At 44.9% G+C, this 22,261-nt stretch carries 22 protein-coding genes; 19 read left to right on the top strand and 3 right to left on the bottom strand.

The genetic code is table 11. The features are described 5' to 3' along the window. Positions 1–622 precede the first annotated feature (622 nt). The 13 genes from trpB to QK890_RS17625 all read left to right on the top strand — a co-directional run bounded on the left by trpB (position 623) and on the right by QK890_RS17625 (position 14,748). Complete coding sequence (gene trpB, locus QK890_RS17685) at positions 623–1,795, top strand: tryptophan synthase subunit beta (protein ID WP_122296127.1); 1,173 nt, start codon at positions 623–625, stop codon at positions 1,793–1,795. Between the two features lie 130 nt (positions 1,796–1,925). Further along, positions 1,926–3,332: an anthranilate synthase component I family protein gene (locus QK890_RS17680; protein WP_005778333.1), complete on the top strand. Its 1,407-nt coding sequence runs from the start codon at positions 1,926–1,928 to the stop codon at positions 3,330–3,332. 187 nt (positions 3,333–3,519) lie between these two features. Next, a complete protein-coding gene (locus QK890_RS17675) occupies positions 3,520–4,122 on the top strand; it encodes an aminodeoxychorismate/anthranilate synthase component II (protein ID WP_317471547.1) in 603 nt (200 codons plus the stop codon). Positions 4,123–4,127: 5 nt separating this feature from the next. Next, positions 4,128–5,123, top strand: coding sequence for an anthranilate phosphoribosyltransferase (trpD, locus tag QK890_RS17670; protein WP_005778337.1), 996 nt, complete (start codon positions 4,128–4,130; stop codon positions 5,121–5,123). A 24-nt stretch (positions 5,124–5,147) separates the two neighbouring features. Further along, positions 5,148–5,969, top strand: coding sequence for an indole-3-glycerol phosphate synthase TrpC (trpC, locus tag QK890_RS17665; protein ID WP_022012613.1), 822 nt, complete (start codon positions 5,148–5,150; stop codon positions 5,967–5,969). Positions 5,970–6,086: 117 nt separating this feature from the next. Continuing rightward, the gene (locus QK890_RS17660; protein ID WP_032540493.1) at positions 6,087–6,707 is read left to right on the top strand and encodes a phosphoribosylanthranilate isomerase; all 621 of its coding nucleotides are present in this window, start codon (positions 6,087–6,089) and stop codon (positions 6,705–6,707) included. 51 nt (positions 6,708–6,758) lie between these two features. Then, positions 6,759–7,529 carry a tryptophan synthase subunit alpha gene (gene trpA / locus QK890_RS17655; protein ID WP_032530048.1) on the top strand — a complete coding sequence of 257 codons (771 nt, stop codon included), beginning with the start codon at positions 6,759–6,761 and terminating at the stop codon, positions 7,527–7,529. 188 nt (positions 7,530–7,717) lie between these two features. Beyond that, positions 7,718–8,764 carry an asparaginase gene (locus tag QK890_RS17650; protein WP_005778344.1) on the top strand — a complete coding sequence of 349 codons (1,047 nt, stop codon included), beginning with the start codon at positions 7,718–7,720 and terminating at the stop codon, positions 8,762–8,764. A gap of 166 nt (positions 8,765–8,930) precedes the next feature. Continuing rightward, entirely contained in the window at positions 8,931–11,357 is a 2,427-nt protein-coding gene (locus QK890_RS17645) for an LruC domain-containing protein (protein ID WP_234077661.1), read from the top strand. Between the two features lie 305 nt (positions 11,358–11,662). After that, positions 11,663–12,028: a PleD family two-component system response regulator gene (locus QK890_RS17640; protein WP_032530046.1), complete on the top strand. Its 366-nt coding sequence runs from the start codon at positions 11,663–11,665 to the stop codon at positions 12,026–12,028. Beyond that, positions 12,029–13,192: a sugar transferase gene (locus QK890_RS17635; protein WP_005778348.1), complete on the top strand. Its 1,164-nt coding sequence runs from the start codon at positions 12,029–12,031 to the stop codon at positions 13,190–13,192. A 16-nt stretch (positions 13,193–13,208) separates the two neighbouring features. Further along, entirely contained in the window at positions 13,209–14,102 is an 894-nt protein-coding gene (locus QK890_RS17630; RefSeq protein ID WP_022012608.1) for a hypothetical protein, read from the top strand. 16 nt (positions 14,103–14,118) lie between these two features. Beyond that, positions 14,119–14,748, top strand: a complete 630-nt coding sequence (locus QK890_RS17625) for a DapH/DapD/GlmU-related protein (RefSeq protein WP_022012607.1) — start codon at positions 14,119–14,121, stop codon at positions 14,746–14,748. 557 nt (positions 14,749–15,305) lie between these two features. On the opposite strand, the gene QK890_RS17620 is transcribed toward QK890_RS17625, so the two are convergent. Further along, positions 15,306–15,914, bottom strand: coding sequence for a response regulator transcription factor (locus QK890_RS17620; protein ID WP_005806654.1), 609 nt, complete (start codon positions 15,912–15,914; stop codon positions 15,306–15,308). Continuing rightward, positions 15,904–16,608, bottom strand: a complete 705-nt coding sequence (locus QK890_RS17615) for a hemerythrin domain-containing protein (RefSeq protein WP_005778355.1) — start codon at positions 16,606–16,608, stop codon at positions 15,904–15,906. The genes QK890_RS17620 and QK890_RS17615 overlap by 11 nt, the downstream gene beginning before the upstream one ends. Before the next feature lie 207 nt (positions 16,609–16,815). Between QK890_RS17615 and QK890_RS17610 the strand changes: the two genes are divergently transcribed. The 6 genes from QK890_RS17610 (at position 16,816) to trxA (ending at position 21,077) form a co-directional block, all read left to right on the top strand. Continuing rightward, positions 16,816–17,991, top strand: a complete 1,176-nt coding sequence (locus QK890_RS17610; RefSeq protein ID WP_367627482.1) for a phosphoribosylaminoimidazolecarboxamide formyltransferase — start codon at positions 16,816–16,818, stop codon at positions 17,989–17,991. Positions 17,992–18,118: 127 nt separating this feature from the next. After that, the gene (fldA, locus tag QK890_RS17605) at positions 18,119–18,628 is read left to right on the top strand and encodes a flavodoxin FldA (RefSeq protein WP_022012605.1); all 510 of its coding nucleotides are present in this window, start codon (positions 18,119–18,121) and stop codon (positions 18,626–18,628) included. Between the two features lie 21 nt (positions 18,629–18,649). Continuing rightward, complete coding sequence (locus QK890_RS17600; RefSeq protein ID WP_005778362.1) at positions 18,650–19,012, top strand: DUF2023 family protein; 363 nt, start codon at positions 18,650–18,652, stop codon at positions 19,010–19,012. A 295-nt stretch (positions 19,013–19,307) separates the two neighbouring features. Next, positions 19,308–19,523, top strand: a complete 216-nt coding sequence (locus tag QK890_RS17595; RefSeq protein WP_005778363.1) for a DUF6132 family protein — start codon at positions 19,308–19,310, stop codon at positions 19,521–19,523. A gap of 12 nt (positions 19,524–19,535) precedes the next feature. Further along, a complete protein-coding gene (locus tag QK890_RS17590) occupies positions 19,536–20,570 on the top strand; it encodes a TQO small subunit DoxD (RefSeq protein ID WP_005806662.1) in 1,035 nt (344 codons plus the stop codon). 21 nt (positions 20,571–20,591) lie between these two features. Beyond that, positions 20,592–21,077, top strand: coding sequence for a thioredoxin (gene trxA, locus QK890_RS17585; RefSeq protein ID WP_005778368.1), 486 nt, complete (start codon positions 20,592–20,594; stop codon positions 21,075–21,077). A 53-nt stretch (positions 21,078–21,130) separates the two neighbouring features. Here trxA and QK890_RS17580 read toward each other — a convergent pair whose 3' ends face one another. Beyond that, positions 21,131–22,240 carry a cytochrome-c peroxidase gene (locus QK890_RS17580; protein WP_032540490.1) on the bottom strand — a complete coding sequence of 370 codons (1,110 nt, stop codon included), beginning with the start codon at positions 22,238–22,240 and terminating at the stop codon, positions 21,131–21,133. Positions 22,241–22,261 lie beyond the last annotated feature (21 nt).

Here is a 22,261-nt window from a genome sequence, read left to right as displayed (position 1 = left end):
AGACATAAATAATACACATATACAATACAATATATTTTACATTAATTCCAAAATGCGCTAAAGAGCAAAAGATTTTTAGAAAGTACTTTTTAACAACAAACACAACATCTTCCCACAAGGTATGATACTCATAGAGTGAACCTTGAGCCATTGAACCCTAATTAAAAGTTAAGCAAATTCATAATCTTCTGATAATAAAAAAGTTAATATTAAAAAAACAGAAACAAAGCAATACAGGTTCAGCAGAATCAGGAACCACTCCCTGCGAGCATCCGACAATTAAAAATATGTACAGCAAGTATTTGAGAAATCATAAATAGATTCCCGCCAAAACAAAAAATAAAAAGGAGGGAAATAAAAAAAAGAAAGATTTTATTTGTTATTCCAAACAAAGTATCTATATTTGCCCCCGTTAAATAACAATTAGCAATGATGAAAATGCAAGTAAATACATATTGGTGGTGGCGCCCGTTACAACTCCGACAGTCGTAAGGGAGCAGCGCTCGTATGTATATACCTCATTAAAGATATAACAGAAATTCAGAAAGAGCCCTGTCGCAACCTGCGACGGGGCTCTTTCTTTTTTGACCGAAAATACAAATAACGAATAAAAAATAGGATTATGAAAAGTTTCTTAGTTGATCAGGATGGCTATTACGGAGAATTCGGAGGTGCTTATGTGCCGGAAATACTCCACAAATGCGTAGAAGAGTTGAAAAACACGTATCTCAAAGTGATCGAAAGCGAGGATTTTAAAAAGGAATTCGACCAATTGCTGCGGGATTATGTAGGACGTCCTTCTCCCCTCTACCCGGCTCGCCGCCTTTCGGAAAAGTATGGTTGCAGGATGTATCTGAAACGGGAAGACCTGAACCATACAGGAGCCCACAAGATAAACAACACCATCGGACAAATTCTGCTGGCACGCCGCATGGGCAAAAAGCGGATCATCGCCGAGACCGGTGCCGGACAGCACGGAGTGGCAACGGCCACCGTTTGCGCCCTGATGGACATGGAGTGCATCGTGTATATGGGAAAAACGGATGTAGAACGCCAGCATATCAATGTAGAGAAGATGAAGATGCTGGGAGCCACAGTCATCCCGGTAACATCGGGTAACATGACACTGAAAGATGCTACGAACGAAGCCATCCGCGACTGGTGCTGCCATCCTTCGGATACGTATTACATCATCGGTTCCACCGTAGGACCACACCCGTATCCGGATATGGTGGCACGCTTGCAGTCGGTCATCAGCGAAGAGATAAAAAAGCAACTTCAAGAAAAAGAGGGACGTGACTATCCGGACTACCTGATTGCCTGTGTGGGCGGAGGAAGCAACGCTGCCGGAACCATCTACCACTACATCGATGACGAACGGGTTCAGATCATCTTGGCCGAAGCCGGTGGCAAGGGGATAGAAACCGGAATGACGGCAGCTACCATTCAATTGGGTAAAATGGGAATCATCCATGGTGCACGCACGTTCGTGATCCAAAACGAAGACGGGCAGATTGAAGAGCCTTACTCTATCTCCGCCGGACTGGACTATCCCGGTATCGGACCGATGCATGCCAACCTCGCCGACAAAAAACGGGCATTGGTATTGGCCGTCAACGACGATGAAGCCATCCGTGCCGCTTACGAACTGACCCGGCTGGAAGGAATCATTCCCGCACTGGAATCGGCACATGCACTGGGAGCCTTGGATAAAATGACCTTCAAACCGGAAGATGTAGTCGTGCTGACCGTATCGGGACGGGGAGATAAAGATATAGAAACTTATTTGGGATAAATCATTTCACCACAGATTACACGGATTAACACAGATTTTTTAATCTAATTACTCACAAAACAGATCGTCAATCTGCGAAAATCTGTGTAATCTGTGGTGAATTCAAAATCAAATTAAAAAGAAAAAAATTATGAATACCTTTCATTATACCACCCATAGCAAGCAGGTCTTGGGCGACCTGCACACTCCGGTAAGCATCTACCTCAAAGTGCGCGATATGTATCCGCAATCGGCATTAATGGAAAGCTCGGATTATCATGCCGGAGAAAATTCCCTCTCGTTCATCGCACTCTGCCCATTGGCAAGCATCGGCATAAACAGTGGAATAGTGACCACTACGTATCCCGACAACAGCCGCCGGGAAGAACCACTCAACAAGACGTTCCACGTAGAGAATGCGTTCAACCGCTTCATCAACCAGTTCCATGTAGTGGGAGCCGATAAGAAATTCTGCGGACTGTATGGCTATACCACTTTCAACGCAGTGAAGTACTTTGAGCACATCCCCGTGAAAGAAAGCCACGACGAGCAAAACGACGCTCCGGACCTGCTATACATATTATATAAGTACATCATCGTCTTCAATCACTTCAAGAACGAGCTGACTCTGGTGGAAATGCTGGCGGAAGGAGAAGAAAGCAGTCTGTCACAACTGGAATCGGCCATAGAGAACCGCAACTATGCCTCGTACAACTTCTCAGTGACCGGTCCCGTCACCAGTACCATCACCGACGAAGAGCACAAAGCGAATGTACGCAAAGGTATCGCCCACTGCCTCCGGGGAGACGTCTTCCAGATTGTACTGTCCAGACGGTTCATCCAGCCTTATGCCGGTGACGACTTCAAGGTATACCGCGCGCTACGCAGCATCAACCCCTCCCCTTACCTGTTCTATTTTGACTTCGGCGGATACCGCATCTTCGGTTCGTCACCGGAAACACACTGCAAAGTAGAAGACGGACAAGCCTATATCGATCCGATTGCCGGAACCACACGGCGTACGGGAGACACCATAAAGGACAAAGAACTGACGGAAGCACTTCTGGCCGACCCGAAAGAGAACGCAGAGCATGTGATGCTGGTAGATCTGGCACGCAACGACCTCAGCCGCAATTGCCACGACGTGCGGGTGCTGTTTTACAAAGAACCGCAATATTACAGCCATGTCATCCATTTGGTAAGCCGCGTCAGCGGAGCACTGAACAAAGGGGCGAATCCGCTCAAGACTTTCATCGACACTTTCCCGGCCGGGACGTTGAGCGGCGCACCGAAAGTACGTGCCATGCAGCTTATCAGTGAGATAGAGCCGCACAACCGCGGAGCTTACGGAGGCTGCATCGGTTTCATCGGACTGGACGGGGAACTGAACCAGGCCATTACGATCCGTACTTTTGTAAGCCGCAACAATGAATTGTGGTTCCAGGCCGGAGGAGGCATCGTGGCACGCAGTCAGGACGAATACGAACTGCAAGAGGTCAACAACAAATTGGGAGCACTGAAGAAAGCAATAGATCTGGCCGTAAAACTAAAAAACTAAAAGGCATTCACCACAGAGGACACAGAGGACACAGAGATTAATTAGCTGCGCTCCATCTGTTTTCAGATAAAAGAACCTAAGAACCCATAAAGAATTATCTGTTCTTTTGTTCTTATGTCTAAAAAAAACTCTGTGCAGCCTGTGTCCTCTGTGGTGAACCCAAACTCTAAAACAAATAAAAAAAACAATGAATAACAAGATAGATCCCCTTAACAGACGGGAAGAAGCGATTCTGCTCCTGGACAACTATGACTCTTTCACTTACAACCTGCTGCACGTGGTAAAAGAGTTGGGAGCCACTAACATTGAAGTGTTCCGCAACGACGAAATTTCACTGGAAGAAGTGGAACGTTTTGATAAAATCATCCTTTCGCCGGGACCGGGCATACCGGAAGAAGCCGGACTGCTGCTACCCATTATCCGGAAATATGCACCGACCAAAAGCATCTTAGGAGTTTGCCTGGGACATCAGGCCATCGGTGAAGCCTTCGGGGCAGCACTCGAGAACCTGACAGAAGTATACCATGGCGTACAGACTCCGGTCAACATCCTGAAGGAAGATCTTCTTTTTAAAGGTTTGGGACACGAAATACCCGTAGGCCGCTATCATTCGTGGGTAGTAAGCCGCGAGGACTTCCCCGAATGCCTCGAGATCACCGCCGAAAGCCGTGAAGGACAAATCATGGCATTACGGCACCGCACGTACAATGTACATGGCATCCAGTTCCATCCCGAATCGGTGCTGACTCCGCAAGGAAAAGAAATCATTAAAAACTTCTTAAACAAATAAACCCCATGAAACAGATTCTATATAAATTATTCGAACATCAATACCTGGGACGGGACGAAGCCCGTACCATATTGCAGAACATTGCACAAGGCAAATACAACGACGCACAAGTGGCCTCACTGATAACCGTCTTCCTGATGCGCAACATATCGGTAGAGGAACTTTGCGGATTCCGTGATGCGTTGCTCGAAATGCGCGTACCGGTGGATCTGAGTGAATTTGCGCCTATCGATATCGTAGGAACCGGAGGTGACGGCAAAAATACATTCAACATCTCTACCGCAGCCTGTTTCACTGTGGCAGGAGCCGGATTTCCGGTAGTAAAACATGGCAATTACGGTGCCACTTCCGTCAGCGGAGCCAGCAACGTAATGGAACAGCATGGAGTAAAATTCACCGGCGATGCAGACCGGCTCCGCCGTTCTATGGAAAAGTGCAACATCGCCTATCTGCATGCCCCTTTGTTCAACCCTGCCCTGAAAGCAGTGGCACCGATACGGAAAGCGTTGGCCGTACGTACCTTTTTCAATATGCTCGGTCCGTTGGTAAACCCTGTCATACCGCAATATCAGTTACTTGGAGTCTACAACCTCCCGTTGCTCCGTCTGTACACATATACCTATCAGGAGAGCGCCACCCGCTTTGCCGTTGTACATAGTCTGGACGGGTATGATGAAATCTCCCTGACCGACGAATTTAAAGTGGCTACCTGCGGCAACGAAAAAATCTATACGCCGGAAAGTCTCGGCTTCAACCGTTACGGAGAAGCCGACCTCGACGGCGGAAATACCCCGGAGGACGCAGCAAAAATATTTGATGCTGTTATGGAAGGAACGGCTACGGAAGCACAAAAGAACGTAGTGGTTGTCAATGCTGCCTTCGCCATCCAGGTGATCTGTCCGGATAAACCGATAGAAGAATGCATCGCCCTCGCCCGTGAATCACTGGACAGCGGCAAGGCAAAAGAGACCTTAAAGAAATTTGTTGAACTAAACAGATAGGAAAACTATCGCCCACCCAAAAGCATGAAAGATATATTATCCGAAATCATCGCCAACAAGCGTTTCGAAATAGACTTGCAGAAACAGGCCATCCCATCGGAACAGCTTCAGGAGAAACTATCTGACGAAATACAGCCCGGATACTCCATGAAGCAGGCACTAACTTCCTCGTCTACCGGTATTATTGCAGAATTCAAACGCCGCTCTCCATCCAAAGGATGGATTTATGAAGACGCACGCCCCGAACAGGTAGTGCCGGAATATGCAGCCTCGGGTGCTTCGGCGCTTTCTATCCTCACGGACGAAAAGTTCTTCGGAGGAAGCCTGAAGGATATCCGTACGGCACGCCCGCTGGTAAATATTCCGATTCTGCGCAAAGATTTCATAATCGACGAATATCAACTGTATCAGGCCAAAATAGTCGGAGCCGATGCCGTACTGCTGATTGCTGCCGCACTGGATACAGAGAAGTGCCATGCCCTTGCTGAAAAAGCTCATGAACTGGGATTGGAAGTCTTGCTGGAAATCCATACCGCCGAAGAGTTACCATTTATAAATAAGGAGATCGATATGGTGGGGATCAATAACCGAAATCTCGGCACTTTCTTTACGGATGTGGAGAACTCGTTCCGATTGGCCGGACAACTGCCCCGGAACACAGTATTGGTGTCGGAAAGCGGCATATCCGACCCGCAAACCGTGAAGCGCTTGCGTAATGCCGGATTCAGAGGATTCCTGATCGGAGAAACGTTTATGAAAACCGGGCAACCGGGCAAGAAACTGGAAGAATTTATAAACGAATCGAACCCAGTAACCCATTCCCATGACAAATTCACCACAGAGTAGCACAGAGGACACAGAGGGAAAATTTAAGATATTTCTGTGGACTTGAAAATTAAAACTCCGTGTCCTCTGTGTCCTCCGTGGTGAATCGAAATCAAAACCATTCAATTAAGAACAAGAATGATAAACGACAAACTGATAAAAGTCTGCGGAATGCGCGAAGCCGACAATATCCGCGATGTAGAACAACTAAAGGTCGACATGATAGGCTTTATCTTCTACCCGAAGTCTCCCCGCTGCCTATGCGAGCTTCCGGCTTACATGCCGGATGCGGCAAAGCGTGTGGGTGTCTTTGTCAACGAAGACAAAAAAGAAATCGAGATACTTGCCGACCGTTTCAGTCTGGATTATATCCAGCTGCATGGCAATGAATCACCGGAATACTGTCATTCACTCCGGTCAACCGGGTTAAGGCTGATCAAAGCGTTTTCCATCGCCCGGAGAAAGGATTTTGAGAACACCGAAGCATACGAAAAATCTTGTGACTATTTCCTGTTCGACACCAAATGTGAACAACATGGCGGCTCGGGCAATCAGTTCGACTGGACGATGCTGAACAGCTACAAAGGGAAAAAGCCTTTCTTACTTAGCGGCGGAATCAATCCATACAGTGCTCCGACCCTGAAAGAATTGCGTCATCCCCAATTGGCGGGTTTTGACCTGAACAGTCGTTTCGAAACCAAACCGGGACTGAAAGAGGTAGAAAGACTCAAGTTCTTTTTAGAGCAACTGGGGAAATAAAGCTCCACCAACCCTGAATATAAAAAAGTAATGAATTAAAAATAAAAGTGTATGAACAGAATAAACCAACTTTTCAGTAGCAATCCCAAGGATTTGCTATCCATCTATTTTTGTGCCGGCACTCCTACACTGGAGGGAACAGCCGAAGTGATCCGTGCCCTCGAGAAACATGGAGTAAACATGATCGAAATCGGTATCCCTTTCAGTGATCCGATGGCAGACGGCATTGTAATCCAGAATGCAGCCACACAAGCCCTACGCAACGGGATGTCGCTCAAACTTCTGTTTGAACAGCTGCATAATATCCGCCGGGATGTAAAAATCCCATTGATATTAATGGGATACCTCAACCCGATTATGCAGTTCGGCTTCGATAACTTCTGCCGGCAGTGTGCCGAATGTGGAATCGACGGTGTCATCATTCCCGACCTTCCCTTCAAAGACTATCAAGAGCACTTCCGCAACATTGCGGAGCAATATGACATCAAAGTGATTATGCTTATCACTCCCGAAACGAGTGAAGAGCGTGTACACGAGATTGACGAACATACGGACGGTTTTATCTATATGGTTTCGTCGGCTGCCACCACAGGGGCACAACAGGACTTTGACGAACAAAAACGTGCGTACTTTAAAAAGATTGAAAAGATGAATCTGCGCAATCCACGCATGGTAGGTTTCGGCATCAGCAACCGGGCCACTTTCCGTGCTGCCTGCGATAATGCCTCGGGAGCCATTATCGGCAGCCGTTTTGTTACTCTGCTCAATGAAGAAAAGGATCCGGAAAAGGCCATTCTCCGATTAATTGACGGAATAAAATAAGAACAAAACTCACCACAGAGGACACAGAGTAACACAGAGACGATTTTAAGTCGTTGTTTGTAAGTAAAGAGCTCTGTGATACTCCGTGGTGAAAAGAGTCTCGACACAGTCTCTTTTATCGTTTATCGTTTATAGTTTATAGTTCTTTTTTGTATCTTTGTCGGCGAAACAGCAAAAAAGATACAGATATGAAAGCAGATTACCCCTCCGTATTGCTCATTTATACTGGTGGAACTATCGGAATGATAGAAAACCCGGAAACCGGTGCTCTGGAAAATTTTAATTTCGACCATCTACTAAAGCACGTACCCGAACTGAAAAGATTCAATTACCGCATCTCTTCCTATCAGTTTGATCCCCCTATTGACTCTTCGGACATGGAACCGGCATTTTGGGCCAAACTGGTTAAGATTATAAACTATAACTATGACTCTTTTGATGGGTTTGTCATCCTCCACGGCACCGATACAATGGCGTATACAGCTTCTGCCCTCAGCTTCATGCTCGAGAACCTGAGTAAACCTGTCATCCTGACCGGCTCTCAACTCCCGATCGGTACACTACGCACAGACGGCAAAGAAAACCTGATTACAGCTATTGAAATTGCAGCAGCCAAAAATCCGGATGGCACCGCAATCGTTCCCGAGGTCTGCATCTTTTTTGAAAACCATCTGATGCGTGGCAACCGCACGACTAAAATCAATGCTGAAAACTTCAACGCTTTCCGCTCGTTCAACTATCCCCCATTGGCACGAGTAGGCATCCATATTAAATATGAACCTAACCTGATCCGCAAACCGGATCTGACCAAGCCTCTGAAACCTCACTATCTGTTCGATACGAACGTAGTCATTCTGACACTCTTCCCCGGGATTCAGGAAGGGATCGTATCTGCACTGCTCCATGTGCCGGAACTAAAGGCAGTAGTATTAAAAACATTCGGTTCGGGCAACGCACCCCAGAAAGAGTGGTTTATCAGGGAACTGAAAGACGCTACGGACCGGGGCATCATTATCGTCAATATCACTCAATGTGCCTCCGGTGCCGTCGAAATGGAACGCTATGGCACCGGTATCCAGCTGCTTCAGGCAGGAGTCATCAGCGGATACGACAGCACACCGGAATGTGCGGTCACCAAATTAATGTTCCTCTTAGGGCATGGACTCGACAATAAAGAGATCAGGTATAAAATGAATTCTTGCCTGATCGGCGAAATAACCAAAAGGACCGAATAAACACTCCATGCACCAGGCCTCTTTGGCATCTTCGTTATCACCGGATCGTATTATTCCTAAAAAATATTAATGACGTTATAATAAGTTATATTTCAAACAATACAGGCCGATTAATAGTTGTACATTTGTGTTGTATATTTGCAAATACTGAACAAAACAAACAAATATGAAAACAACAATTAACAAACTATTTTTTGCATCGTCAATGATCCTATCGACGGCGTGCATTACAGCTTGCGTTGATGATAACAAAGATCTCTATGACCCCTCTTATCAAACTCCCAATCCCATGGAGGATATCAGTGCTCCGGCGGGATTCGACTGGTCGTCTACAAATTCCATAAAATTTAGCGTGGAAGTCGATGATGAGTTTGACGGACAGTATTATTATACCGTAGAAATATTAGATAAAAATCCGCTTGAAGCAACAGCAGAGGATCCCTACAATACTTTAGCCAAAGGAGTTGCCAAGAAAGGAGAAGCTTATCAGACCGAAGTAGTGTCTTCCAAGGATATAAAGTATCTTTATGTCCGTCAGACTGACCCACGTGGCAGGGACCAGATAAAACAAGTGGAAATCAGCGAATCAACTTCCCATGTTCAATGCTCTTTTACAGGTACGTCTGCCATCAAAACGAGAGCTTCGGTAGCCACCAGAGGGAATAACGGAGGAATTGACATTCCTAAAAGAGCAGAACAAAGCTATGACACCAATGGAGCTATCCCGATAACAAGTTCTTCCCAAGTTTTGGAAGGAGGGAAAGCCTATATTGTAACCGGAAAATTCCAAGGAAAATTTAAAGATACCTCTCTCAGCAACTCCAACAGAGCGACTGTCTATATACAAGGAAACTGGGAACCGGCACAAGCCATTACCCAAAACTACCTGGATATTATTGTTCTGAAGGGTGGAACGATTGAGGGAACAGACCTGAAACTACAGAATGCAAGTAATTTAACGATCCAATCCGGAGCCACGATTAAGATAACTAAATTGGAAGGTAATACGCAAAGTACGATCTGTAATTTCGGTGAAATAGAAGTGGATAATCTACTATTAAATTCTTTTGATCTCCTCTATAATGGGAATAAAGTAGATGTTAAACACAATATAGATGCCTCTAAAGGAGGAAGTATTCATAATTTCGGAGAATTAGATGTAGAAAAAGAAATAAAATTGAATACTTCTTCAATTGTATACAATGCTGCCGGAAGTGAGTTGGAAGCGGAGAAATATACAGCAGCCGGAAGTAAGAACGTGAACTTCGGAGAAATGGAATTCGATACATATGATAGCGGTGAAGCGGGAGGTTCCCTATATAATAACTGCATGCTCTTTGTAGAACATATGAAAGCAGGAGGCATTATTTATCTGGATCATGGAGTCATAGCAGAAGAAAAAGAAGATGACAAAAATAAGGATTATTTTGAAGAAGCTGATGATATATACTTTTATGACAACGCCAAATTGACGTTGGCCAATAGTTCTATGATAAAAGCAGAAAAAATAACCATTAACTCCGGTTTTTCAGCTATAGGCGAAGGAGATGAAGCTTCTCTATTGAAAGTGACCGATAAATTGCAGATCGATAACTGGTCAAATAAGTTTAGTGGTAAACTTTATATCAGCGGTAAAATCAGTTGTTCCCATAAAGACATGTATCATGCGGGGAGTGAGGTGATCTTTTCAAGCAAGCCCGATATCATCATAACCGGCTGCAATGGAAAAACGGAACTGCCGGATCCTGCTCCGGAACCTTCTGATCCTAACTTCCCGATTATTGTGGATGACAATCATAATTATACATACCTGTTTGAAGACCAGTGGCCCCTGTATGGAGACTACGACATGAATGATATCGTTCTGGAAATAAAACACAGAAAGACAAGTATAGACAAATGGAATAAGATCACAGAACTCGACCTGACGATTGAGTTAACTGCTGTCGGTGCCCAGAAAGCAATTGCAGCAGCCATCATGTTCGACGAAATTCCGGCATCTGCCATCACGCAGCCTGTTACTTACGCAAACAACTATCGTCCGATATCATTCGACCTTACTGATAAGAATATAGAGAAAGGCCAGGACTATGCGGTAGTTCCCCTGTTTGACAATGCACATGCACTGATGGAGCGCCCGGCAGGTTCGTTCGTCAATACAGTTTCCGGTAGTGACAATAACCAAAAAGACTCCAAGATCATCAACTTTACACTCAGATTCGACCCGGCATCGGCACCAAGCAGTGATGCAGTCAATATAAACAAACTGAATCTCTTCATCATCACTGACAGAGGCAGCAAACGAAAAGAGATCCACGTAGCCGGATATCAGCCAACCAAACTGGCAAATACTGAACTATTCGGAGGCAACAATGATGCATCTTCCGTAAACGGAAAGAAATATTATATCAGCAAAGATAATCTGGCATGGGGCATCATAGTTCCCACCCAATTTAAATGGCCGTTAGAATATACAAAGATTCAAAATGCATATAAACAGTTTGCCGGATGGGTAACCAGCGGTGGAGTGAATAACACAAAGTGGTGGAACGATTTTGATAATACCAAAGTGTTCCAGACCAATAAAAATTAGAACAGACTATTGAACAGAAGGCTGTGTCAAAACTCACCACAGGAGGACACAGAGTAACACAGAGGCAATTTTAAATTGTTGATTATTAGCAAAAAGACTCTGTGCTACTCTGTGTTACTCCGTGGTGAAAATAGTTTCGACCCAGCCTCTTTTCGTGTCTAAAAGAGAGCCTTCAGATAAAAACACTTCTTTTAGAGAACATTGTTACAGAAATATTATATATATTTGCAGTACTGAGTAAATATACTCTATCTTACACTTAAACAAACAACAAAGCAAACATCATAACGATACTTAATCACATTATGAGAAAGAAGATATTACTTGTTGACGATAAAGAAACGATTGGTAAAGTAGCGTCAATCTATTTAGGCAAAGATTACGATTGCCAGTATGTACAAAATCCGATAAAAGCAATTGAATGGTTATATGAAGGTAATTTACCGGACCTGATAATATCAGACATACGAATGCCGGAGATGAGAGGAGATGAATTCCTGCATTACCTGAAGCACAATGAGTTGTTCAAAGACATTCCCGTCATTATGCTCTCCAGTGAAGAAAGTACAACCGAAAGAATCAGATTATTGGAAGAAGGAGCCGAAGACTATATCCTGAAACCTTTCAACCCCATGGAGCTAAAAATCCGTGTCAGAAAAATCATAGACTAAATGCCACATCTCATTTATATCGGGAGACATACTGCTACTATCGAACATTTCTCTAAGATAGCTGAAGGTGCGTTTTATGCCATTCAAAACAGCAAGAAAGCGAGCGAATTTATCGATAAGATTCGTGAAAAGTATGATATAGCGATCCTTTTCGAAGAACGGGATCTATCAAAAGATATTCCTGAGATCCAGTATCTGAGAAAAAAATTCCCGGGTGTATACATCGTCCTTGTCACTGAAGGAATCAATAAAGAAGACAGGCCCGTCTATCTGAAAGCCGGTATCAATAATTCAATGTCGTTTGATTCTACCTCCGAAGCATTTAAAAACATGTCGGAGTTTATGATGCGACGGAAACAGCAAAAAATTAACGATATCAACGAAAAAGGATCGAACTTACAAGCTTTCAGACTGCCTTTATGGAAAAGATTATTTGATATAACTTTCTCGTCGATAGCCATACTCTGCTTATCTCCGATACTGTTAATCACAGCGTTAGCCATCCGGATGGAGAGTAAGGGTGCCGTAGTGTATAAATCCAAACGGGTAGGAAGCAACTACAAAATATTCGATTTCCTGAAATTCCGTTCCATGTATACCGATGCGGACAAACATCTGAGAGACTTCAACCAGCTTAACCAATATCAGGCCGAGGAGGAGGAACAGAACCCGGCGGAAGAAGAATTGCTGATCAGCGATGATATGGAGCTGAATGAGGAAGAAATCATGCTTATTTCAGATGATTTCGTCATATCCGAACAAAGCTATACAAATAAAAAGTCCGTAGAAAAGAAAAATGCGTTCGTTAAACTGGAGAATGATCCCCGCATCACCAAAGTGGGACGCATCATCCGTAAGTACAGCATCGACGAACTGCCGCAACTTATCAATATCCTGAAAGGAGATATGTCCATCGTGGGCAACCGCCCTCTCCCGCTTTACGAAGCCGAACTGCTGACAAGCGATGAATATATCGACCGCTTCATGGGACCAGCCGGACTAACGGGACTTTGGCAGGTAGAAAAACGCGGAAGCAGTGGGAAGATGTCCGCTGATGAACGTAAGCAACTGGATATAAAATATGCCAAAACGTTCTCCTTCCAACTGGATATGAAAATTATCCTGAGAACTTTCACGGCGTTTATACAAAAAGAGAACGTATAACCGTACATATGAAACTATGGATACTTTTATTCAAATAACAGATTTTATTCTGTTTCTGTGCTTCAGCCTGTTTACCATCTATTTGGGAATACCGGCAGTAGCAGCTTCTTTAAAGAATGCCATGCGATACCCGAAGACAGGAAAGAAACATAGATTTGCCATTCTGTTCCCTACGGATACTCCTTTCTCTTTTTCGCCCGACTATCCGGAAGAGCTGTATAAAGTATTCACTTACGAAGACCTGACAGAAACCGTAGGTACGCTGGATGAAAAGGATTTTGATGCCGTAATCATCCTCGGAAAAACAACTTGGATTGAACCTGCGTTTCTGAATGAAATAAATAAAGCATTCGATGGAGGAGCCAGAGCTATCCAACTTCATCCTATCACAGAAAACCGTTCTACCCGGAAGCAATACTTTCAGGCATTGAACGAAGAAATCAATCATTCTTTCTTCCGGAAAGGAGCCATCCGCCTGGGAGTATCATCGGCCTTATGTGGTACGGATATGGTGTTAGATCTGGCATGGCTGAAGAAGAACCAAAAGAGCCGTAAGAGTAATCTGGAAAGAAGATTAGTCCGGCAGGGCATCTTCGTCGAATATCTGGAAACGGTAAAAGTCTACAGCAATGACATACGTATCCCACAATATAAAGTAAGATTCTCCAAGGCTCTCCCAGCACTTCCGGAAGCAATGCTCACGGCACACTGGGATTATTGCAACAAGATTTTCAGATGGGTTCTGCCTTCCTGGAGAACAGGCTTAACCGCCATTTTTTTCATCGCAATACTGTTGCTTTGCTACAACTGGACTCTGTCTTTAAAGTGGTGGGCCTTACTTTACGTCCTGATATTCATCGTATGTCTGGCTATCCCGGATTATCTGGTAGGACAGAAAACCAAGAAATAACCAACTCTCCCCGACTATGGCACTGAAAGAGACAATCAAACAGAACCCTGCACTTAAACAAGCCGTACACCGATTCATCATGCATCCGGTGAAAACACGTCCCAACTGGTGGATACGCATATTCTCTTTTCTCTACCTGAAGCGGGGAAAAGGTTCCGTGATATACCGAAGCGTACGCCTCGACCTCCCTCCGTTCAACCTTTTCTCTCTTGGAAAATACTCGGTAGTAGAAGATTTTTCGTGTCTGAACAATGCGGTGGGTGACCTGATTATCGGTGATTATACCCGGATCGGACTGGGAAACACAATTATCGGCCCTGCAACCATCGGTCACCATGTAAATCTGGCACAGAACGTAACGGTGACCGGTCTTAACCATAACTATCAGGATGCAGACAAACGTATAGATGAACAAGGAGTGAGCACTCGGCCCGTCACGATTGAAGATGACGTGTGGGTAGGCGCCAATGCAGTCATCTTGCCCGGCGTGACACTGGGAAAGCACTCGGTGGTAGCCGCAGGAAGTGTTGTCAGCCGTTCTGTTCCCCCCTACTCCGTATGTGCAGGCAGTCCGGCCAAAGCGATCAAGCAGTTCAATCCGCAAAGCAAAATCTGGGAAAAAATAAGCCCGAATGGGCGAAAGTAACTACATATAGTGAGATATCTTACGTAATATACCCTAAAAAGGGGATTGTGGCAACTGCGAAAACACGCTATCTTTGCAGTATCAGAATTTAATTAATTAGTCATAATTTTATTACGTAGCCACATTTGAGTAAAAGGAACAATCCCGCCGAAGTGATTTCGTCGGGATTTTGTTATTTATATGGTTACCGGACAGATCAACCGGATATGAGACAGTGAAGAGAAAACAGTAAAATCCGGACATAAAAAAACGAGTAAATTCTTCAGTAGAATTACCCGCCCCACATCAGAAAAGCCATAAAGGCTTTTCTTTAATACCTCAAAATTCCTAAAAACACAATCTTCTTTTTACCTAAAAACTCTCAATACCTATTATTCTTTTACCTTTAAAAATCTTTACCTAATTGAAAATCACTTGAAACTTTTAATACCTTAAATCTTTATCTAATACCTAATATTCTATTTTACCTTAAAAAGCAATTTCCCAACTGCACTGCAAAGATACGGCTTTTTTCTAACCCGACAAGCGGTTTTATGTTTTATAACATTCTTTTAGAGCTATAAATCCTTTACGTCACTTAGCTCAACCAGCTTATTTACAATAGCATAGATGGTCAGACCGGCCGCACTGTGTATTTGCAGCTTCTTGCTGATATTTCTGCGATGTGTGATCACCGTATGGATAGAAAGAAAGAGTTTTTCGGCAATTTCCTTATTGGTCATTCCCTTCACCACACAAATCACGATCTCTTTCTCACGTTGACTCAGAGCCTCCTGGCTATCCTCCTCTTCTTCGGGTTCTATATTCTGCAAGAGATTGATTTTATTGGCCAACGCCTCCAAGTCATCGAAAATAGAAATGGACGCATCGTACTTACTGAGCAGCGAAGCATCGATAAACGAACTGACCAATGCCACTACCCTGATTCCCTTGCCGGCAGTCTCTTCACGGAAACGTGCCACATCGAAAAAGTCGCCAAATGTAGGGTTGACCACCAATATATCGGGGAACTGTGTACGCAGGCAATCGTTGAGTGCCTCTACCGACAGCAGTTCTACCGGTTGAATTTTCAGATTGGGTAAACGTTTCAAAGCCAGCGTCAGGCCACTGCGAATAATCACCGACGTCTCGGCTACAGCTATACGGATTGATTCGTTATTTTTCATTTTCTCGCATCCTCCTTTCCAGTTTCAGAATGGCAGGAACAAACAAATAGTCTTCTACTTTACAGTGTGATTCAAGCCCTTCCTCACAAGCATAAATATCAAACAAGGCTGCATTCAGCACATTGGTATTTGCCTTGGCCGGACAATATTTAATAATAATGTTTTTCAGCTCCGTAAGCCGCTCTCCTACCTGCTCGTGATGTTTTGAGAAAGTGCTGATCTGATAATTCTTAGGCGCATTGCCATGAATCAGCGTATCCACATACTTAAACACTGTTTTTTCTTCATACTCCATATGTTTGCGTACCTCCCGCATATATCCGTCGAAGAACTTCAGAATAAGGAATGAAACATCGTCCTGCGAACAGTCAATGGCTTCAATCAACTTCCTCCGAATGGCCGGCAGACAGTAATCGAGAAAATAGATATGCGCTTGTCTCAGATAATCGACCAAAGCCGGTATGGAAATATCGTCGGCACTGCCGTCCATACGTGAGAACCCTTCAGCCATGAAATTCACAACAACCAAAAATGTATGGCAATCTACATTGTTCATCTCACAGACCTCTTTCACTGTCTTGTCACCAAACCCTAATGAAAGCCCAAAGCGGCTCATAACTTGTAAAAGAGAATAATTATCACCGATAAGGTCGATCATTTTATCGGTTGGTTTATATTTTTGTAGTTTATCCATCAACACCTTAATTATATTACGGGTGCAAAGAAACACAATATTTAGATGGTACGCAATCACTATAAATAGGTATTTTCACGATAAATAAACTAAAAAAACACAAGAAATGACGAAACAGAACGGCATGTAAACAACAAAATCATGGATTATCCTTCATCGTTCACCACTATTTTTTACCTTTGCATCAATCAACTAAAACATAACAATATGACAAACGAACTGGAGCTGAAATATGGTTGTAACCCCAACCAAAAACCCGCGCGTATCTTTATTAAGGAAGGCGAACTGCCCATCGAGGTCCTGAACGGCAGACCCGGATATATCAATCTGCTGGACGCCTTGAACAGTTGGCAGTTAGTGAAAGAACTGAAAGAAGCAACCGGACTTCCGGCTGCCGCTTCATTCAAGCACGTAAGTCCGGCAGGTGCCGCGGTAGCAGTGGAAATGAGCGAAACATTGAAGAAGATTTATTTCGTAGATGACATGGAACTTTCTCCGATGGCAACTGCGTACGCCCGTGCCCGGGGTGCCGACCGGATGTCATCTTACGGAGATTTCATCGCCCTTTCTGATGTTTGTGACGAACCGACAGCCCGCATCATCAACCGTGAAGTGTCGGATGGAGTCATTGCTCCCGGCTACACTCCGGAGGCACTCGAGATTCTGAGAAACAAACGGAAAGGTACTTATAATGTAATCAGGATAGATCCGGCATACCGTCCGGCCCCCATCGAACATAAAGACGTATTCGGCATTACATTTGAGCAGGGACGCAATGAACTGAAGATTGACGAAAGCCTGCTAAAAGAAATGCCTACCCGGAACCGGAACATTCCGGCTGATGCCAAACGTGACTTGATTATCGCCCTGATCACTTTGAAGTATACACAGTCCAACTCCGTATGCTATGCCAAAGACGGGCAAGCCATCGGCATTGGTGCAGGACAGCAATCACGCATCCATTGTACCCGCCTGGCCGGAAACAAAGCCGACATCTGGTATTTGCGCCAACATCCGAAAGTGATGAACCTGCCTTGGAAAGAAAAGATACGCCGTGCCGACCGTGACAACACGATCGACGTATATATCTCGGACGACTATATGGATGTGCTGGCCGACGGCGTATGGGAACAGTTCTTCACCCGGAAACCGGAAGTGCTGACCCGTGAAGAAAAGCGTGCATGGCTCGATACGCAATCGGGCGTAGCTTTAGGCTCGGATGCCTTCTTTCCTTTTGGAGACAACATTGAACGTGCGCACAAAAGCGGCGTGAGCTACATTGCCCAGCCCGGTGGATCAGTTCATGACGACCATGTGATAGATACCTGTGACAAATACGACATAGCGATGGCCTTTACGGGCATCCGGCTATTCCATCATTAATAACAATCGCCCCCTTTACTCCCCATTTATAGTGATAACTACCCTGTTATTTCCACTATAAATGGGGATTTTCTGTTTCTTCCGAACCTCTTATCTTTGCCACATCATTTAAAAACAAGATCAGAAAATGAATAAAATTGGAGTATTTTACGGTTCCACAACGGGGACTACCGAAGATGTAGCCCGCCGGATTGCAGAAAAACTGAACGTTCCTAAAGGTGACATCCACGATGCCTCAAAACTGAACGACGAGTTAGTGAAAGAGTATGATGTATTAGTGCTGGGCACCTCTACATGGGGAGCAGGCGAACTTCAGGATGATTGGTATGATGGCATTAAAGTGCTGAAGAAGGCCGACCTGTCTCACAAATTTGTAGCGCTCTTCGGTTGCGGAGACTCAGATTCATACGGCGATACCTTCTGCGACGGCATCGGTATCCTGTACGAAGAGCTGAAAGACACCCATTGCACCTTCTGCGGAGCAACCGACCCGTCCGACTACACATTCGACTCTTCTGTCGCAGTAGTCAACGGCAAATTCGTGGGACTTCCTTTGGATGAAGTTAACGAAGACAACAAGACCGACAAGCGTATTGCCCAATGGACTGAATCTTTAAAAAAAGAATGTATCAACTAATTTAAAATTCCGACGAACGTTATGGCTATCGAACGAAAGGTTCCGGGTGAAATACGAATTTTCCTGAACCATGTATACGAATTCAAGAAAGGGATACGCAACATGGTGCTCTACACCATGAATAAGGAGCACGAAGCGTTTGCCATACAACGTCTGGAAAAACAGAATATCAGTTACCTGATACAAGAAGTAAACACCAATAAGATAAATCTGTTCTTTGGTAAGGCCGAATGTATGGAAGCCATACGGCATATCATTATTCGGCCTTTGAACCATCTCACTCCGGAAGAAGATTTCATATTAGGCGCTATGCTCGGATACGATATCTGCCAACAATGTAAACGATATTGCAGTAAAAAAGAAAATATAAAGATTGCCGGCTAAGTTTCAGATTGTTTTCAGTACAAGGACACGGTTCATCCGGCAGAAGGATACAGCCACGCCGGAATGAACCAACAGGATGACACAGAGTTTCGCAGAGGGAAAATAACAGCCAGCCCTGCGGAACTCTGTGTCACATTGTAGCGAGCCCACTTGCCCCCATACAACCACACAGTCGCCTGATAAACCGTGCCGGTTTCGCCTACCTCTATTTCATAAAGAATGTTATCCCCGTAGTACTTTCCGCAGGAAATTTGTTTTATAAGAAAACAATTAATTAAAAATACCCGAAAACAAGATGATTAAAGCATTCTTCAAAAAGAACCTGCTCACATTTGTCGGACTGGCAATAGGAGCTGTAGGAGGATTCCTGTATTGGAAATACGTAGGCTGCACCGGCGGCACTTGTCCCATTACCTCCTCGCCGGTCAACAGCACCCTTTGGGGAGCTGTGATGGGCGGATTACTTCTGAACCTGTTTAAGACAGGCAGTACCCCGAAAAGAACCGACTAATCCCCACATCTTATGGCAACCGCAAACGAACAAGAACAATCAAGAGCCTACTTACTTGCAGGCATGTTTACGCTTTCACTGCGCCTCGTAGTGGGATGGACTTACTTTTCAGCCTTCTGGCGACGCCTTGTACTCGAAAATAAACTGATACCGGACAGTGCCGGATACATCGGAGAAAAGTTCAACCATTTCCTTCCGAACTCGATAGGTATCCGTCCGGTAATCGAATATCTGGTATCCACCCCCGATATGTTGTGGTGGGCAATGGTGATCTTCACCCTTGTCGAAGGGGTAGTCGGGTTACTCTATATGTTAGGGTTCTTCACCCGCCTGATGAGTATCGGTGTATTCAGTCTGGCCACCGGTATCCTCTTAGGATCCGGATGGTTAGGAACAACCTGCCTGGACGAATGGCAGATCGGTATTCTGGGAGTAGCTGCCGGATTCACTATCTTCCTTTCCGGTGGTGGAAGATACTCGGTCGATTATCTGACAGAGCGAAAATTCGCCTTACGGAAGAAAGCAGGCTGGCTGGTATGGCTGACCTCCGGAGAATTACCTTTAAAGACCAAACGCTTTGCCAATATCAGTGTGGCAGGTGCCATCGTCATCTTCGTACTGACCCTGTACACCAACCAAGAGTTTCACAACGGTGTCTGGGGACCACTGCACAATAAGTCCGTCAAACCGAAGATTGAAATATCCGACGCACAAATAGAGAACAACTCTTTGTCATTCAGTGTTTATCGTGTTGAAGGTGCCGATGTATACGGCTCTTTCCTGATCGGTATCAGCCTGAAAGACGCCAACGGACACGTTGTGTTAGAAAAGAAAGGAGAAGAACTGGCTGACTTCCCAATCGGAAATATCGATAACAAATACATTGCCCGGGTAGCTCCGGGTAAGCATAGCCTGGTGATTCCGCTCGGAAGCAAAGCAACCCTTACAGTCAATGATCCGGCTATGGGAACTTTGCCCAAAGGAAAATACGAATTGGTACTGACCGATATCAGTGGCATCACCTGGAAAAAAGAGATCGTCCATTAATAACCATTAAAAAGCAGAAAAATGAAAAAGAGCATTCTTATCCCCTTCCTATTTATAGGATTGCTGGCCTTTGCATCTTGCAAAGGGACATCCGAGAACAAGACAACTGCCGGCGCAGATACGGTACAAACGGAAAAACCGCAACCGGGAACCATCCACCTGACTCGTGCAGAGTTTCTAAAGAAGGTGGCCGACTATGAAAACCATTCGAAGGAATGGAAATACCTGGGTGACAAACCGGCTATCGTAGACTTTTATGCCGACTGGTGCGGTCCCTGCAAAATGGTCGCTCCGATCCTTGAAGAATTATCCAAAGAGTATGCCGGAAAGATTTATATCTATAAAGTAGATGTAGACAAAGAACCGGAACTGGCAAAGGCTTTCGGCATACAGAGTATTCCCACCCTCTGGTTTGTACCGATGAAGGGAGAGCCCCAAGTAAGCATGGGGGCTTTATCCAAAGAGCAACTAAAAGGGTATATCGATAAAGTTCTATTGAAACCATAAACGATGATGCGGCCTCACCCGGCAAACCGGTACTGAGGCCGTTTTTTGGGAATTTATCGTTTTTCTGATCTATGAACTTTCATGTAGCCATCGGTCAGCGTTTTCATAAAGGCCACGATGTCGGCTTCTTCTTCCTGTGTCAGTCCGAGATTTCCCAATTCATCCTTGTTCACGGTAGCAGGATACTCGGCAGGTGGAAAATCATCACTCACGTCCCGCACATTATAGAAATGCACAATCTCCTCAAGTGTCTTAAAATAACCGTTATGTCCATATGGAGCCGTGAGTTCCACATTGCGCAACGTAGGCACACGATACTTGCCATTCTCACTTTCAGCATTGACAATAGCCCCCAACCCCAAATCCACCGAATCGGCAGTTAGCAGGAAATATTCTGCCGGCACCTTATAATGCGGATGATCCGGCAACTTCGGTATACCCAGATTATCATAAGTATGATCGGTAAACAACGTGCGGTGTGCCCGCTTGTCACGATCCAGGACATGGCATTCGGCACATTGCCCTTTCTCCTTGAAAAGCTCCTTTCCACGCGCTTCCTGTGCGGTCAGCTGATAATTTCCTTTTTTATAGGCATCGTACTTGGATGTAAAAGGATTGATTTCTTTGGATGACTGATAAGCCGCCAGTGCGTCCGTAACGTAAGCAAACAGCGAATCGGCATTACCCGTTTCGCCATATATCCGTATCAAACGGTCATAATACGGAGTACGTCTCACCTTTTCGGCCACCATTTGTTTGTCCTTATTCCCCATTTCCACCGGATTCAGCAAAGGAACACCCGCCTGATCCTGCAAAGAAGGAGAACGGCCGTCCCAAAACAGACCTCCCACATAGCTTTCATCTTCATCATCATAATGTAACTCAGGCACAAAAGCGGCATAACATACCGACATGGAATTGCGCTGAGAAAAGAGTCCCTGCACTGCGCCTTCGGATATGGCACGCGACTGTTCATCGGCAAATCCCCGGGAGACGGCATGGCAAGTGGCGCACGACTGTCCGGATGGTTCAGAGAGCGAAGTATCATGGAAGAGGAGTTTACCCAAGGCTTCTTTTTCGCTTCCGCCTTTGTGAGGCGGATGTCCGCACGAGATGCAGACAGAACCCATCAGTGCGGCTAATAGTAGTTTATGTGTCATCATAGTTGTAAAAACAGGGATATA

Origin of the sequence: Bacteroides sp. NGMCC 1.200775, from assembly GCF_040798045.1 — a bacterium.
Lineage (GTDB): Bacteria > Bacteroidota > Bacteroidia > Bacteroidales > Bacteroidaceae > Bacteroides > Bacteroides hominis.
The sequence above is the reverse complement of the archived record's forward strand: the minus strand, read 5'-3'. Positions and strand labels throughout refer to the sequence as shown.